Raw genomic sequence first — 14493 nt, 5'->3', positions numbered from 1 at the left:
TGTAGCCCGCTTATACAAAAAAGGACACCAATGTGTCCTTTTCAATTCGACGGCTGACATAAGTGTCAGCCGGAATACGCTGACGGTTTACTTATCGTCCCGGACTTTAGCCCAGTACTCGTTCACCGTCTGCTTCATTTCCTTGCTCAGCATCATAATACCAAACAGGTTAGGCAGTGTCATAACTACTATTGCGACCGCCGATAAAGCCCACACCAGCGTGGTATCTGAAAACGAAGCCCAGATAAAACCAGCCACGTAAATCACCCGGTAAGGCATAACAGAACGGGGACCTAACAAGTAGGTCATTGCCCTGTCACCGTAATACGACCAGGCAATAGCGGTGGAGAAAGCGAATAACATCAGACCGATAGATACAATGTACTGTCCGAAGTCACCGAAGTAGCCACGGGTGAAAGCAATGGTCGTCAGTGCGGCAGAATGCACCAGCGACTTGCCCTGCACTTCCAGGTTGTCTTTTACCGGTTTACCATTCTTAATTTGCAGCGTGCCGGTGTAAGCATCGTCGTCACCCAGTGAATAGGTGACGTCTTCCGCAATAGAACGGGAGTTAATCAGGGTGAAGCCCTCACTGACTGCCGTACCGTTAACCACTGAAACCGGGCCGGTATAAGCCTCAACGCCACTGCCGTCGATACCGTTTAAGTACTTGTAAAGTGCTTCACGGTCCTGCGGCTGTTCATCAGAATAGACGCCCTGTACAAAATACATATCTGCGCGGTCAAACACGTTTTCATGCTTTTCTTTCCATACACCTGAAGACAGGATAACCAGACCGGTTACTGTACAAATCAAAATGGTGTCGATGAAAGGTTCAAGCAGAGATACCATACCCTCAGATGCCGGTTCACTGGTTTTCGCAGCGGCGTGAGCAATTGGTGCTGAACCCTGACCAGCTTCGTTAGAGAACAGGCCCCGGTTTACACCACGGTTAAATGCATAAGCCAGTGATGCACCAAGGAATCCGCCTGCAGCAGCGGAACCGGTAAATGCATCTCCGATGACTGCAGCGAAAGACGGCCCGATATTTTCCAGGTTAGCAAAAATTACCGCCAGCGCACCAATCAGATACACTATCGCCATAATAGGAACAATTCTGGCTGTAAATGCTGCAATACGTTGAATACCGCCTAAGATAACCAGTGCCAGCAGGATACCCAGCACGCTACCGACGATTACCGGATCAATACCGAAAGTGGCTTCGATACTCTGTGCAATACCATTACTTTGTGGCAGGTTTCCGGTACCGAATGAACTGATTACCGTGGCAATAGCAAAGGCTACAGCTAACCATTTCATGTTCAGACGACGGTCCATGTAATACATGGGACCACCGGCCATGGTGCCGTCTTCCGTTTTCACGCGGTACTTATGAGAAAGTGTCACTTCCACAAATTTAGTGGTCATACCCAGAAAGGCTGTTGCCCACATCCAGAATAACGCCGCCGGACCGCCAAGAAAGATTGCGAAAGCAACACCACTGATATTACCTGTACCCACTGTGCCGGAAAGTGCAGTGGTTAATGCGCGGAAGTGAGTGGTATCCCCTTCCTCGCCTTCTTTATCATACTTGCCGGTGACGACCAGCCAGGCATGCTTAAAAAAGCGGATTTGCGGAAATTTGAGGTACACGGTAAAGAACAAACCGACACCCAGCAGAACGAAGGGGAACCAAGGTGCTCCCCCGAGCATGCCATCTATTGACACAAGAAAATTATACAAGCCTTCCAAGACGAGTTCCCCTCAATACTTTGTTGTTATTTTGCGTGTTTTTATTATCGTAGTTTTGACACTACCGCACGCACGGCAATCAAAAGGTCTTCTCCCAGCTGGCGGCAGCGTTGCACTGACCATCCATACACAGGATCAGGTAAATTATTATTATCTTTAAACGGCATTTCCAGCGTGTAGGCAAGGCAATCAAATTTCTGACCAACAGCATTGGATGCCACAGTCAGGTTTGCTTCACCCGGCTTGTCTTTAGGATAGCCATATTCGTCCTGAAATTCCGGCGTTGCAGACAGTAATGCTGCTTTGAACGTGTCCTCCAGATCTTTCAGGCGTGCAGAATAACAAGGGATCCCCTCGCTGCCTGCGACAAAATTGTACGGTAATGCTTCGTCACCGTGAATATCAAGATACATGTCTACACCGGTATCTGTCATGGCATTTAATACATGCAAGACTTCCGGGCTTTTCTCTGCGCTGGGCTCTGCCCACTCACGGTTCAGGTTAGTACCTGCCGCGTTCGTACGTAAATGGCCCCGTGCCGCACCATCCGGATTCATGTTCGGCACAATATAGAAAACAGCGTCGTCCAGTAACTGTCTGGACAGACCGTCCTGTTCATCCAGCAGGCGGTAAAGCAATCCTTCTGCACACCATTCGGCCATGGTTTCGCCGGGGTGTTGTCTGGCTGTGATCCAGATTTTCTTTTTAGCCGGCTCTTCGTCACCGATAACTAACAGGTTAATGTCACGACCATCCAGCGTTTCGCCTAACAGGCGGTGTTCACAGCGCAGAGACATTTGTGCATCGTGAACCAGATCCAGATGCCGTTCATAGCTGTAAGGGATGAAATAGGCAAAATAGACGGCTGGCTGTTCCGGTGTGAAGCTGAATGAAAGATTATCACCGTCAAATTCGCTGTCTACGCGAAACCAGTTCTGGCGGTCATAAGAAGCCAGTACATTGTAATCTTTCCAGCCATCGGGATACGCAGATTTAGCCAAATCAGTGAGCGTGATGTGATGGGTTTCGAATACTTCCCCGAACAATCGGAAATGGAACCACTGATAAAAATCCGACTGATTGTCTTTGTTGATGCCAAGAACGATTTTTTGCGGAGAGGCGGCTTCGATGACATGGATATTTCCGCTGTCAAACTGTGCTGAGATATGCATGGATCTGTCGTGTCCTTCTATTTTTGCCGCTAATTTAGCATAGTCGGGAATGTAAATACCATGTTTAACACATCCGTCCGGTGGTTATGCCCGGGAAATGAACAGCATGAAGGTTTACATTTCTGCAGACATAAAAAAACCGGTAACGCCGAAGCGATACCGGTAATAACGCCTGCGCTAACAATTATGCAGGTAACGTTGGGAAAGTGATCCCGGCCATGTCGCGCACTACACGCATCACCTGGCAGCTGTATCCGAATTCATTGTCATACCACACATAGAGCGTCAGACGGTTATCAGCGACGATTGTTGCCTGTGAATCCACCACACTCGCAGCTCGTGAACCCACCAGGTCAGTTGAAACGATTTCTTTACTGGCCGTATAGTCAATCTGATGCTGCAGCGATGAGAACAGAGCCGTATCCCGCAGGAACTCATTCACCGCCAGCTTATCGGTGGAAGTTTTCAGGTTAAGGTTCAGAATAGCCATAGACACGTTTGGTGTAGGCACACGAATCGCGTTACCAGTCAGCTTCCCGGCCAGTTTAGGATAGGCTTTTGCTACTGCTTTCGCAGCGCCGGTTTCAGTGATAACCATATTAAGCGGTGCACTGCGGCCACGACGGTCAGCTTTGTGATAGTTATCAATGAGGTTCTGGTCGTTGGTAAAACTGTGTACGGTTTCTACGTGACCGGAATCAATACCATACTCTTCATCCAGCGCTTTCAGTACAGGGGTAATTGCATTCGTTGTACAACTGGCGGCTGACAGGATTGTGTCTTCAGGCAGAATGTCTTCATGATTAACGCCGTGAACGATGTTTTTGATGTCACCTTTACCCGGGGCAGTCAGTAATGCCTTCGCAGCACCTTTGGCTTTAAGGTGCAGACCCAGGCCATCGCGGTCACGCCACATACCGGTATTGTCAACGACGATAGCATTATCGATACCGTATTTGGTGTAGTCCACTTCATCCGGGCTGTTTGCGTAGATGATTTGAATAAAAGAACCATTAGCTTTAATGGCCTGGCGCTCGTGATCAATTGTGATACTGCCATTGAACGGACCATGTACCGAATCACGACGAAGTAAGCTTGCGCGCTTTTCCAGGTCGCCGTCTTTGCCGCCGCGCACAACAATTGCACGCAGGCGCAACTTGTTCGCCTTACCCTGTCTTTCTATCAACAGACGGGCAAGTAAGCGGCCGATACGGCCAAAGCCGTAAAGTACCACATCCTGAGGTGTCTGCTCATCGTCTTTACCGGCTACATCAGCCAGCTTTTCCTGCAAATAAGCATTCAAATCGGTTTGATCGACGGCACTGCCGTAATGGAAATCAAAAGCCAGTTTACCAATATCAATTTGTGCCGGTGCGAGGGGCATTGCTGTTAACGCTTCAAGTACAGGAAAGCTCTCCCGTAAACGCAGTTTAATGCCTTCATGTAAACGCACTTTGCGGTGTGCTTTAACGATATCGATGACACTGGCACCCAGTAACGAACGGCCATACACAGACACTTCTACTGAATGATTTCTGTAGAGCTTACCGATGAGCGGCATCATCATTTCCGCGTATTCCTGACGTTCCTGCCAGCTACTTTGCAATTCCTGTTCAAACTGTTGATTCATGCCTTTGCCTTAACCATTAGAAATTAACCGGACAGTCCACGCAGAAAGCTTCATAATTGTAGGGTACACTAAGGTGTAAAAGTCGTTGTCTGCGTGGAACGGACTTATTCTAAGAAAACCATCAAGGAAGACCAAACTGTTGAAAATTTTCAGTATTTCATCATTTAAGCTACAAACACCCCAATCCTTTAGTAATTTTCCAACACAACTGGCGAAATGCCTGCCGTTACTGATTGTAACAGTGGTATTTCCCGGTTGCGGTGATATGTTTGCGCCTAAAGTCGCCACAATTTGTCAGGATAATCCGCAAATGTGTAACGATCTCAACAGCGATGAATGGTGCCGCGGGGAAAAAGCAGAGATAATCAAGCAACGCTACCGCCACCCAGACGACGGTGAAGGTGAAGACATTTATCGCCTGATGCTGATGTTTGAAGACTACCAGCGTTGTATCACTAACGCCTCCGGCCTGACCCACAAAAAATACCGGGACAAAGAAGCAGACCGGATGAAAGGTGTGCTGACAGCACGCAAAGAACTCGATCGTCTGAACCGTAAAACCCGCAATAGCAGTGAGCCCCTGCTCGCCTGGTATCACTGGTCCCGTTCCGGTGATGAAGACGCATTGAAACGGTTTATGGCTGCAGCCAGTGCCGGTCGCCTTAACACGCCGGAACAACTGATCGCCCTGGCGTCAATACAGGCGCAAGATGACATGAACCGCACCCGAGACACCCTGTACCGCGCGTTGAGTCTTTACAAAGATGATGAAAATGTGGATGTCTCAGTATTTCATACGCTGACAACCATCAGCATGGAACAGAAGAAGTACAAACTTGCCTGGATCTGGTCAAAAGTCGCCAGTCACTACTCCGACTCAATCAATACGCATCAACTGGAAGCAATGGCAACAAAGTTTCAGTTACCGGCGTCACTGATGAATAACGTAGCAGATGAAATAACCGGCGCACTGGAAGACGGTGAATTCGATGCAAAGGCGCTCGGACTTACCAAACTGTAACCGGCAGACTTCAGCATTGACCGGGGTCGCTTTTTTCAACGGATCCTGTAAGTCACTTTCACAGGAAATTTCAGTATTTCCATTCGTTATGACGAAGTCACAAACAAAAACACCGCTTTACAATAAAGCGATGTTTATTTTTTAACCAGAAGTGAACATGTCAGCCGCGGACGACTTCATCCTCAGCAGTTTTCAAATTCAGCGATAACGAATTTACACAATACCGCTGACCGGTTTCTGTGGGTCCGTCGGGGAAAACATGACCAAGGTGGGCGTCACAGGATTTACAGATAATTTCCGTTCTGCGCATTCCATGACTGTTGTCTTCACGGTACAACACATTACCGTCATTTGTTTGCTGATCAAATGAAGGCCAGCCACAACCAGAATCAAACTTAGCATCCGAACTGAAAAGCGGCGCACCGCAACACTTGCATATATAGGTTCCCGGACGCTTCTCGTCCAGTAATACACCGGTGTAAGGACGCTCTGTACCAGCCTGACGGGTGACACGATATTCGTCAGGTGACAGCGTTGCTTTCCAGTTTTTATCGTCAGCCATGTTTGCTCCTGTGTTCGTTTACACGATTACTTTTTGATAGCAATCTGAGGGCGCGCCGGATCACTCCAGTCAAGGTGAAACTTCTTACCCGCCGGTTTATCTACACGCTGATAAGTGTGCGCGCCAAAGTAATCGCGCTGGCCCTGAAGCAGGTTGGCCGGCAGTACTGCGGTGCGGTAAGAATCGTAATAACTTAACGCTGACATCATTGCCGGACAGGGAATACCTGCCAGAGCAGCCTGTGCCAGTGATTCCCGCCAGTCAGACTGATATTGAGTGATTTGATCAGCAAAGAAAGGATCAAGCAACAGGTTCGCCAGATCTTCGTTGTTTTCGTAGGCTTTGGAAATAGATTGGAGGAATACCGCACGGATAATACAGCCGGCACGCCAGATTTTCGCAATACCACCGAAGTCCAGCTCCCAACCGTGCTCTTTAGAAGCAACAGCCATCAACTGGAAACCCTGCGCGTATGCACAAATCTTTGAGCAATAAAGCGCATATTCCAGCTTGTCGATAGCCGCAAACTTTTCTTCATCAGAAAGGACTTTAACTTCCGGTCCCTGCAGAACTTTGCTGGCTGCAACACGCTCGTCTTTGAGGCTGGACAAACTGCGGGCAAATACCGCAGAAGTAATCGTCTGGGCAGGACTTCCCACTTGCAGTGCACTGACAGCGGTCCACAGACCAGTGCCTTTCTGACCAGCCTTATCCAGAATGACATCTACCAGTGGTACGCCGGTTTCAGGATCCAGCTGCTCCAGCACTTCAGCACTGATTTCCATCAGGTAACTGTTCAGCTTGCCTTTATTCCAGCGACGGAAAACCTCTGCAATTTCAGCAGCAGACATGTGTAAAGCAGTACGCATGACCTGATAGGTTTCGCAGATAAGTTGCATATCGGCATACTCAATACCGTTGTGCACCATTTTCACGTAGTGACCGGCCCCCACAGGACCAATGTACGTGGCGCAGGCTTCCCCTTCCAGCACCGGCTTACCCGGGGTGAAAGATTCGATTGGCAGACCTGTCTCAGCATCGACTTTTGCTGCAATAGCTTTCAATACCGGCTCAAGGCGTGTCCACGCATACGGGTTGCCTGAAGGCATCAGAGAGGGACCGAAACGTGCGCCCACTTCACCACCGGAAACCGCAGTAGAGAAGAAGATAAACTTACTTTTATACTTTTCTTCCCGTTCGACAGAATCCGTCCACAAGCTGTTTCCGGTATCCACAACAATGTCATCGGCCTGGATGCCGGCGTCAATCAGGTGAGAACAAACATGGTCAACAGGTTCGCCGGCAGGTACCGACAGAATAACCATGTGAGGTGACTTCAATTTGCTGAGTAATTCAGTGTATGAGCTGCAGCCTTCTACACGGGCAGCCGCGTCGCCACGCTCTTCAGCATCTTTAGCAATAATCGCATCGACTTTGGTTTGATCAAGGTCGAAACAGGCTACGCGATATCCATGATCGACCAGGTTAAGCGTCAGGTTGGCGCCCATTACGCCTAAACCAATAAAACCGATATCACACTTAGTTTCAGTGTGCTTTCCATCTTCTTTTTGCATTGGGTGTCACCTCAAGTTACAGATGGCTGCGGATCATACCACCCGATAATAGTGCGAACACTAACTTATGACTGATTTTCTGTGAATTATGCTCAAATCATGACTGATTGCTTACTTGCCGTGCAGCAGTAAACCCTTTACGACACTATCTGGCTTTGTTTAAACACGGCTACGCTTCTGCCCGCCTGCAAAAACACTCTCTGAATACAAATATCCGGTTGTTCCGGTAACGAACCGTACCGGGTATCGACCATCAGTTGCCAGGCACTCTGAGGCGAGATTCCGGGCAGATTAAAACGCTTGTCCTGCAGGCTGGCATTAAAACACAGGAACCAGTGTTCAGGGTCGTTTTCATCTTTGGTCGTACCGCGGATTTCAACGCCAAACGACTGACTGTCCGGTGACTGCCAGTCTTCTGATTCTTTATCCTGTCCGTCAGGTTTATACCAGCGGATCACCGCTACATTCGTATCAAGCTGAAATAAATCGTCTTCGAGCAGTAAATGACTCAGCAACTCGCTGCTACGACGCAGTTGAATCACGTGCTGACAGAAATGCAGAAAATCAGATTCCCGTTTATTCAGCTCCCAGTCATACCAGTTAAGAGCGTTGTCCTGACAATAGGCGTTGTTGTTTCCGTTCTGGGTTTTACTCAGCTCATCACCGCCCAGCACATGAGGGATCCCCTGTGACAGCATCATCGACAAAAACATATTTCGTTTCTGACGCTCACGAAGCTGGAGAATTTTCTCGTCCTGAGTGGGCCCTTCCACACCATAATTGGCTGATAAATTGTGACCATGTCCGTCACGGTTGTTTTCACCGTTCGCCTCATTATGGCGTTCGGTGTAGCTCACCAAATCGTGAAGGGTAAAGCCGTCATGGTAGGTCACATTGTTTACCGATGTATAAACAGGCCGGAATCCCTTATGGAAAATATCCCGTGACCCCATCAGGCGTGTCGCAAACTCCGCGGTAATAGCGTGATCACCCCGCCAGAATGCTCTTAAGGTGTCACGGTAACGGTCGTTCACTTCCAGCCACGGATACGCAAAAGCGCCTAACTGATAACCGCCCGGGCCAATGTCCCAGGGTTCCGCCACCAGTACAGCCTGTTTCAACACCGGGTCCTGTGAAATTGATTTAAGCAAACCGGAGTGAGGCGAAAACTGTTGCGGATCTCTGCCAAGACATACGGCGAGATCGAAACGGAATCCGTCTACACCGATAACCTCAACCCAGTAACGCATGGCATCCATAATCATCGTCGTCATGACCGGACTGGCAGTATTTACTGTATTTCCGCATCCTGAGTGATTGCTGTAAACAATCTCACCGGTTTTGGTCTGTTCGTACAAATAGGCCTGGTGGGGGAAGAAGCCTTTGAAAGACAATACCGGTCCGCCATCTCCGCCCTCAGCGGTATGGTTGTAAACCACATCAATGATGACTTCCAGACCGGCTTCGTGATAGGCATCCACCATGGCTTTCAGTTCACGGACAGCATCCGCTTTTCCGTAACGGGGTTCAGGTGCAAAGTAGTTTACCGGATTGTAACCCCAGTAGTTGGTCATGCCTTTTTCTGTAATGTAAGGTTCCGGCATGAACGCTGACAAAGGCATAAACTGTACCGTGGTCACACCGAGATCAACCAGATGTTTTATGACATCAGGATGGGCAGCCCCTGTGTATTTGCCTTTGTCTTCGTCGGGCACAGCCGGGTGCAGCATAGTCAGCCCTTTCACATGGGCTTCGTAAATAATTCGCTGATGTGGCTGAAAGGCAGGCTTTGGCGGCCGGTCATGATTATCATGACGTACCACGACACATTTCGGCACCATAAATTGTGAGTCATGTTCATAGTGTCTGGCATTCCAGTGTAGCGGCCGGCTGAGTTTATGGGCATAAGGGTCGATTAACAGCTTGTCTGTCGGCACATGGTGAAGGGATTCTTCACCACGCTCCACCCTGTATGCATAATGCTGATTCTCGCCGGCACCTTCTACTTCACAATGCCAGACTGAACCGGTTTTGGCCGGCATCACAATCTCTGCAACCGGTTCCTCTGTATCACTTTGGAAAAGGCACAGCACGACAGCTCTGGCGTCCGGCGATTCAACAGCAAAATTGCAGCCGTCGCCGGTGACAGTCGCCCCCGGCGGATACGGCACGCCAGCCTTAACGTTATAGTTTACAAGTGAGTCTTGCTTCACCTTTGCCGGTTCTCCTGTTATTCATAAACCCAGTAAAGTGTTGCCAGTGGCGGTAAAGTGATTTCAATAGAATACGGCTGATTGTTCCATTCCACCGCGTCAGCAGTAACAATTTCAGGTGCAGGGTAATCACTGCCCCAGAACTCACCGCTGTCGGTATTCAGTACCAGTGAGTAAGTGCCCGGGTCTTCCACGCCAATGCGGAACTTCTCACGGGGAGAAGGCGTAAAGTTATTCACCACATAGACTTTTTGCTTGTCGTCTTTGGCTTTTCTTACGAAGGACAACATACTTAGTTCAGCATAATTATGGTCTATCCAGCTGAAACCTTCATAATTGTGATCCTGCTCATACAGTGCAGGCATAGTCCGGTACAGATGATTAAGCTTACGGTAAAGTGCCTGCATGCCTTTATGCTTGTCGAACTCCAGCAACCACCAGTCAAGTTCACCATCGTGATTCCATTCCCTTGACTGGGCAATTTCATTCCCCATGAAATTCAGTTTTTTGCCCGGATGACCATACATGAAACCGGCATAGCAACGCAGGTTTGCCGCCTGCTGCCATTCATCTCCCGGCATTTTACCAATCAGGCTGCCTTTTCCGTGTACAACTTCATCGTGGGAAATCGGCAATACAAAGTTTTCATCGAAGGCATACACCATGGAAAAGGTGATTTCTCCGTGATGATAGCGGCGATACGCCGGGTCTTTACTGATGTAATGCAAGGAATCGTGCATCCAGCCCATATTCCACTTAAAGCCGAATCCGAGACCGCCTTCGCTCACCGGTCTGGATACACCCGGGAATGATGTGGACTCCTCAGCAATGGTCATTGCCCCCGGGAAGTGCCGGTAAACCTCTTCATTCATCCATTTCAGCAGACTGATGGCTTCGTAGTTTTCATTGCCTCCGTGCACATTGGGGATCCACTCCCCTTCATTGCGGGAATAATCCAGGTACAACATGGACGCCACTGCATCCACCCGCAAACCGTCAATGTGAAATTTATCCAGCCAGAAAAGTGCGTTGGCAACCAGAAACTGGCGAACAGTATCTTTGCCGAAATCGTAAATGCATGAATTCCAGTCAGGATGCCAGCCACGGCGGGGATCGTCATATTCGTATACATGACTGCCATCGAACCGCGCAAGGCCATGGGCATCTTCCGGGAAGTGTGCCGGTACCCAGTCAATGATGATGCCGATATCTGCCTGGTGGCACTGATCAACAAAGTATTTAAAATCGTCAGGTGAACCGAATCGGCTTGTCGGTGCGTAAAGCCCCACCGGCTGATATCCCCAGGAACCGTCGAAAGGAAACTCTGATACGGGTAACAATTCTATATGGGTATACCCCATCTCTTTCACGTAGGGGATCAGTGAATCTGCCAGTTCATGATAACTGAGATAGCGTTTCCCGCTCTCTTCAGAAGGCCGGCGCCATGAACCCGGATGCACTTCATAGACGCTCATGGGATTTGCGTATTTGTCTGCCTGCCGCTTCTCCATCCAGGCACTGTCATTCCACTCATAGGCATTGTGATCGAACACTTTTGAAGCGTGAGATGGATACTGCTCAGCAGCAAAGCCTAACGGGTCAGCCTTGTGAGGTAAATCGTTACCCCAGGCATCTTTTAACTGATATTTATAACGCTCGCCGGCAACGAGTCCCGGAATGAACAGTACCCAGTAGCCCATGTCAGTTTGTTGCATAGGATGTGTGCGGCCATCCCAGCGGTTAAAATCACCGATAACGGAAACCGCAGATGCGTTAGGGGCATAAACAGCAAAACGTGTTCCGGTAATGCCATCTGTGGAAAGCAGTTGCGCCCCGCCCTGCCGGTAAAGATTTTCAGGCTGATGATCGATAAAGTGCACAGCATGAAATGCTTCTTCACGGAACTGGTAAGGGTCGGTGAAGCTGTATTCGCTGTCTGCCGTTGTCACCTGCAGTTCATAACGCTGTGCAGGTTTTAACTTTTTTGATAATGCAGAAAACAGGGCGGAGTCGCCCTGTTTTTTGAGTTTGATAATTTCTTTGCGGGTTTTTAAACAGCGGACTGACACTGTTTTGGCTTCCGGGATATACGCGGTAACTGTTACGCCATCTTCGCTTTGCTGATTACCAAGTACGGAAAAAGGCTGACTGCACCGCGCTTGTGCCAGTTGCTGCTCTACTACCATTTGTTACTCCTGCAAAGTCTGCCGCACAATACGGCAGACTGCAGAACATCCCTAATCTGTGCTGGCCTGCTTTCTGACAGCGGTCAGCTTAGCTGCCAGGTTAGTGATGTCCTGATTGTCAAAAATAGTCTCTAAAGGCTGAGATAACTTCCTGCGCCAGTTAGGATATTCGTTAAACGTACCCGGTACATTAACAGGCTTATCCATTTCCAACCAGTCTTCAAGTTGCAGACTGAGTAACGCGCTGGAACCTGCCGCCATATGCAATTGCATACCGCGGTTAAGTTCTGTAGTCATTCCCGTCACATTCACATCACGACTGATGTTGTCACTGATGGAATGGTGACCATGCAAGGTATCCAGTATCGCCTGTTTATTTTTATGCCTGTCGTGATACAACACAGACAATATTTCATCTGTAGGATATAAGCCAAGCTCTTTACCCAGCTCAAGATCCTGGCAATGCCAGAAGCCGGTCAAAGTTGGCATATCGTGGGTTGTCAGTGTCGACATAGATTGCACAGGATAATGGGCGGGTGAATAAAAACCGCCATCTTTAGCCTGCTCAAAGAAGAATACACGGTACGAATGGACACCGTTATCCGCCAGTTTTTCACGGATTTCTTCCGGTACTGTACCCAAATCTTCACCAATCACGAGGCTCTGATTCCGGTGGCTTTCCAGTGCCAGAATGGCCAGCAGATCATCGACAGGATAATAAACGTAACCACCGTCTTTTGCATGGTCACCTTTAGTCACCCACCACAGACGAAGCAGTGCCATAACATGGTCAATACGCAAAGCACCGGAACCGGCCATGTTGGAAGCAAACAAGTCTATGATTGGCTGATAGGCCTGTTCGTAAAGCTTGTAAGGGTCCATGGGTGGCAGCCCCCAGTTTTGTCCGAGTGGCCCTAAAATATCCGGAGGCGCCCCCACAGAGGCACCGGTACAGTACAAGTCTTTGTTACCCCAAATTTCTGCACTGCCTTCACTGACACCTACGGCGAGATCACGGTATAAACCGATAGCCATGCCGGCATTAGTTGCCACATCACTGGCGGCCTGTAATTGCAACGCAGCCTGCCATTGCAGGAACAGGTAGAAAGAAACCCGCTTTTTATTCTGTTCTCTGAATACCGCTACATCAGGTTTGTGGTACTCACGGAATTCCTCAGGAAATACCGGCCAACCCCAGGAAGGCTTACCTTCTTCAGCCAGCTTTTCCTGCAACGTATCGTACACCGCCAGCATATCAAGGCTTTCACCACCGGCTTCCACGAACGCTTTAAATGCTTTGTTCTGTTTTGTATTTTTAGTCAGGTACTTATTGTAGTACACGTCGAACAACGCGGAGAGTGCAGGCAATTTAAGAGACGCAACGGCAGCATAGTCAACCAGGTCAGCCGCTCTTGCCGCTGCAAGTTTTTCCTGAAAAGCCGCATCATTCACAATGGTCTGCACACTGGCGTCATCAAAACAGGGCATGGCAGTCACATCGAGGTATAAATAATTCAGCCAGCGACGTGAAGACGGTCCGTAAGGGCTGCAGGCATCAGGGTTCGCCGGATACAGCGCATGAATAGGGTTCAGACCGATAAACTCTGCTCCGGTGGCAGCGGCCTTTTCGGTTAATAAAACCAGATCTGAGAAGTCGCCCATACCCCAGTTTTTCTGACTGCGTACACAGTAAAGTTGCACACTCAGGCCCCAAATCTTTTTACCGGCAGCAATGGATTCAGGGATGAAGCAGGCTGAAGGTGCAATAATAACCCGCATACTGCAAAGCGGTTCATCATCCCCTTCCACCGATAAGCTCAGTGTATGATAACCCGTGGGCGCCTGAACCGGCAGTGTGACACCGTATTCGTGATATTCCACGTCTTCCAGCTGGGCGACATTTACCAGTGTTTCGTCAACCGGTGCAAAAGTGTGGACGAATGTCTGTCCATCTTCAAAAGAGAGCGCTACAGTATACTCATCGGTTACCAGCTCTATCGGTAACCGTACAGAAAACGGAACGGTGTCTGATTGGCGTAAAACCTGTACCGGGTTGAGCGGAGTCTGCCAGATTTTTCTGGCTTCTTCTGAAAGCTGTTGTTCTATAGCAGCTTCATTGCTGGTGTCGTAACCCAGTGCATTAAGTAATTTGGTCTGGCTTGATTCTGAAATCGTGGCAGGTTTGCCCCACGCATCAACATAGTGGGTCTCTATGCCGCGCATCTCAACCAGCTGTTGTAAAACGGGATTTGTCATTTTATCTATTCCTGTTTCCCGTGTTGATAATGTTAAGGCAACGGCCGCGCATTCTCATCAACACATTATTTTGAGCATTATCAGTTAAAGACCCGATACAACGAAACTGAATACGTTTGCATAGTTC

9 protein-coding genes are annotated in these 14493 nt (G+C 49.0%); 1 reads left to right on the top strand and 8 read right to left on the bottom strand.

Annotated elements, in window-relative coordinates:
- Window positions 1-87 precede the first annotated feature (87 nt).
- The 3 genes from DS731_RS09590 to DS731_RS09580 form a co-directional block, all read right to left on the bottom strand.
- Entirely contained in the window at window positions 88-1713 is a 1626-nt protein-coding gene (locus DS731_RS09590) for an alanine/glycine:cation symporter family protein (protein ID WP_442858460.1), read from the bottom strand.
- A gap of 83 nt (window positions 1714-1796) precedes the next feature.
- Window positions 1797-2924 (bottom strand): M14 family metallopeptidase, encoded by a 1128-nt coding sequence (locus DS731_RS09585; protein ID WP_119501102.1) that lies wholly within the window; start codon window positions 2922-2924, stop codon window positions 1797-1799.
- Window positions 2925-3108: 184 nt separating this feature from the next.
- Complete coding sequence (locus tag DS731_RS09580; RefSeq protein WP_119501101.1) at window positions 3109-4554, bottom strand: glyceraldehyde-3-phosphate dehydrogenase; 1446 nt, start codon at window positions 4552-4554, stop codon at window positions 3109-3111.
- A 265-nt stretch (window positions 4555-4819) separates the two neighbouring features.
- Here DS731_RS09580 and DS731_RS09575 point away from each other — a divergent pair, with 265 nt between their 5' ends.
- A complete protein-coding gene (locus DS731_RS09575; RefSeq protein ID WP_150154269.1) occupies window positions 4820-5575 on the top strand; it encodes a DUF2989 domain-containing protein in 756 nt (251 codons plus the stop codon).
- 160 nt (window positions 5576-5735) lie between these two features.
- Here DS731_RS09575 and msrB read toward each other — a convergent pair whose 3' ends face one another.
- From msrB to malQ, 5 genes are all read right to left on the bottom strand, one after another.
- Window positions 5736-6137 (bottom strand): peptide-methionine (R)-S-oxide reductase MsrB, encoded by a 402-nt coding sequence (gene msrB, locus DS731_RS09570; RefSeq protein ID WP_119501099.1) that lies wholly within the window; start codon window positions 6135-6137, stop codon window positions 5736-5738.
- 26 nt (window positions 6138-6163) lie between these two features.
- On the bottom strand, window positions 6164-7711 hold the full coding sequence (gndA, locus tag DS731_RS09565) for an NADP-dependent phosphogluconate dehydrogenase (protein ID WP_119501098.1): 1548 nt from the start codon (window positions 7709-7711) through the stop codon (window positions 6164-6166).
- A 137-nt stretch (window positions 7712-7848) separates the two neighbouring features.
- Window positions 7849-9924 carry a glycogen debranching protein GlgX gene (glgX, locus tag DS731_RS09560; protein ID WP_119501097.1) on the bottom strand — a complete coding sequence of 692 codons (2076 nt, stop codon included), beginning with the start codon at window positions 9922-9924 and terminating at the stop codon, window positions 7849-7851.
- A 17-nt stretch (window positions 9925-9941) separates the two neighbouring features.
- Window positions 9942-12110 (bottom strand): 1,4-alpha-glucan branching protein GlgB, encoded by a 2169-nt coding sequence (gene glgB / locus DS731_RS09555; protein WP_119501096.1) that lies wholly within the window; start codon window positions 12108-12110, stop codon window positions 9942-9944.
- 51 nt (window positions 12111-12161) lie between these two features.
- Window positions 12162-14366, bottom strand: coding sequence for a 4-alpha-glucanotransferase (gene malQ, locus DS731_RS09550; protein ID WP_119501095.1), 2205 nt, complete (start codon window positions 14364-14366; stop codon window positions 12162-12164).
- Window positions 14367-14493: the final 127 nt, after the last annotated feature.

Source organism: Alteromonas sp. RKMC-009, from assembly GCF_003584565.2.
Lineage (GTDB): Bacteria > Pseudomonadota > Gammaproteobacteria > Enterobacterales > Alteromonadaceae > Alteromonas.
Note: the sequence above shows the minus strand (reverse complement) of the source record. Positions and strands in the feature narration are given on the sequence as shown.

What these genes read in the sequence shown, in the direction of transcription:
- DS731_RS09590 (WP_442858460.1), bottom strand. Translation starts at nt 1,713, where the DNA reads ATGCTCGGGGGAGCACCTTGGTTCCCCTTCGTTCTGCTGGGTGTCGGT.
- DS731_RS09585 (WP_119501102.1), bottom strand. Translation starts at nt 2,924, where the DNA reads ATGCATATCTCAGCACAGTTTGACAGCGGAAATATCCATGTCATCGAA.
- DS731_RS09580 (WP_119501101.1), bottom strand. Translation starts at nt 4,554, where the DNA reads ATGAATCAACAGTTTGAACAGGAATTGCAAAGTAGCTGGCAGGAACGT.
- DS731_RS09575 (WP_150154269.1), top strand. Translation starts at nt 4,820, where the DNA reads ATGTTTGCGCCTAAAGTCGCCACAATTTGTCAGGATAATCCGCAAATG.
- msrB (WP_119501099.1), bottom strand. Translation starts at nt 6,137, where the DNA reads ATGGCTGACGATAAAAACTGGAAAGCAACGCTGTCACCTGACGAATAT.
- gndA (WP_119501098.1), bottom strand. Translation starts at nt 7,711, where the DNA reads ATGCAAAAAGAAGATGGAAAGCACACTGAAACTAAGTGTGATATCGGT.
- glgB (WP_119501096.1), bottom strand. Translation starts at nt 12,110, where the DNA reads ATGGTAGTAGAGCAGCAACTGGCACAAGCGCGGTGCAGTCAGCCTTTT.
- malQ (WP_119501095.1), bottom strand. Translation starts at nt 14,366, where the DNA reads ATGACAAATCCCGTTTTACAACAGCTGGTTGAGATGCGCGGCATAGAG.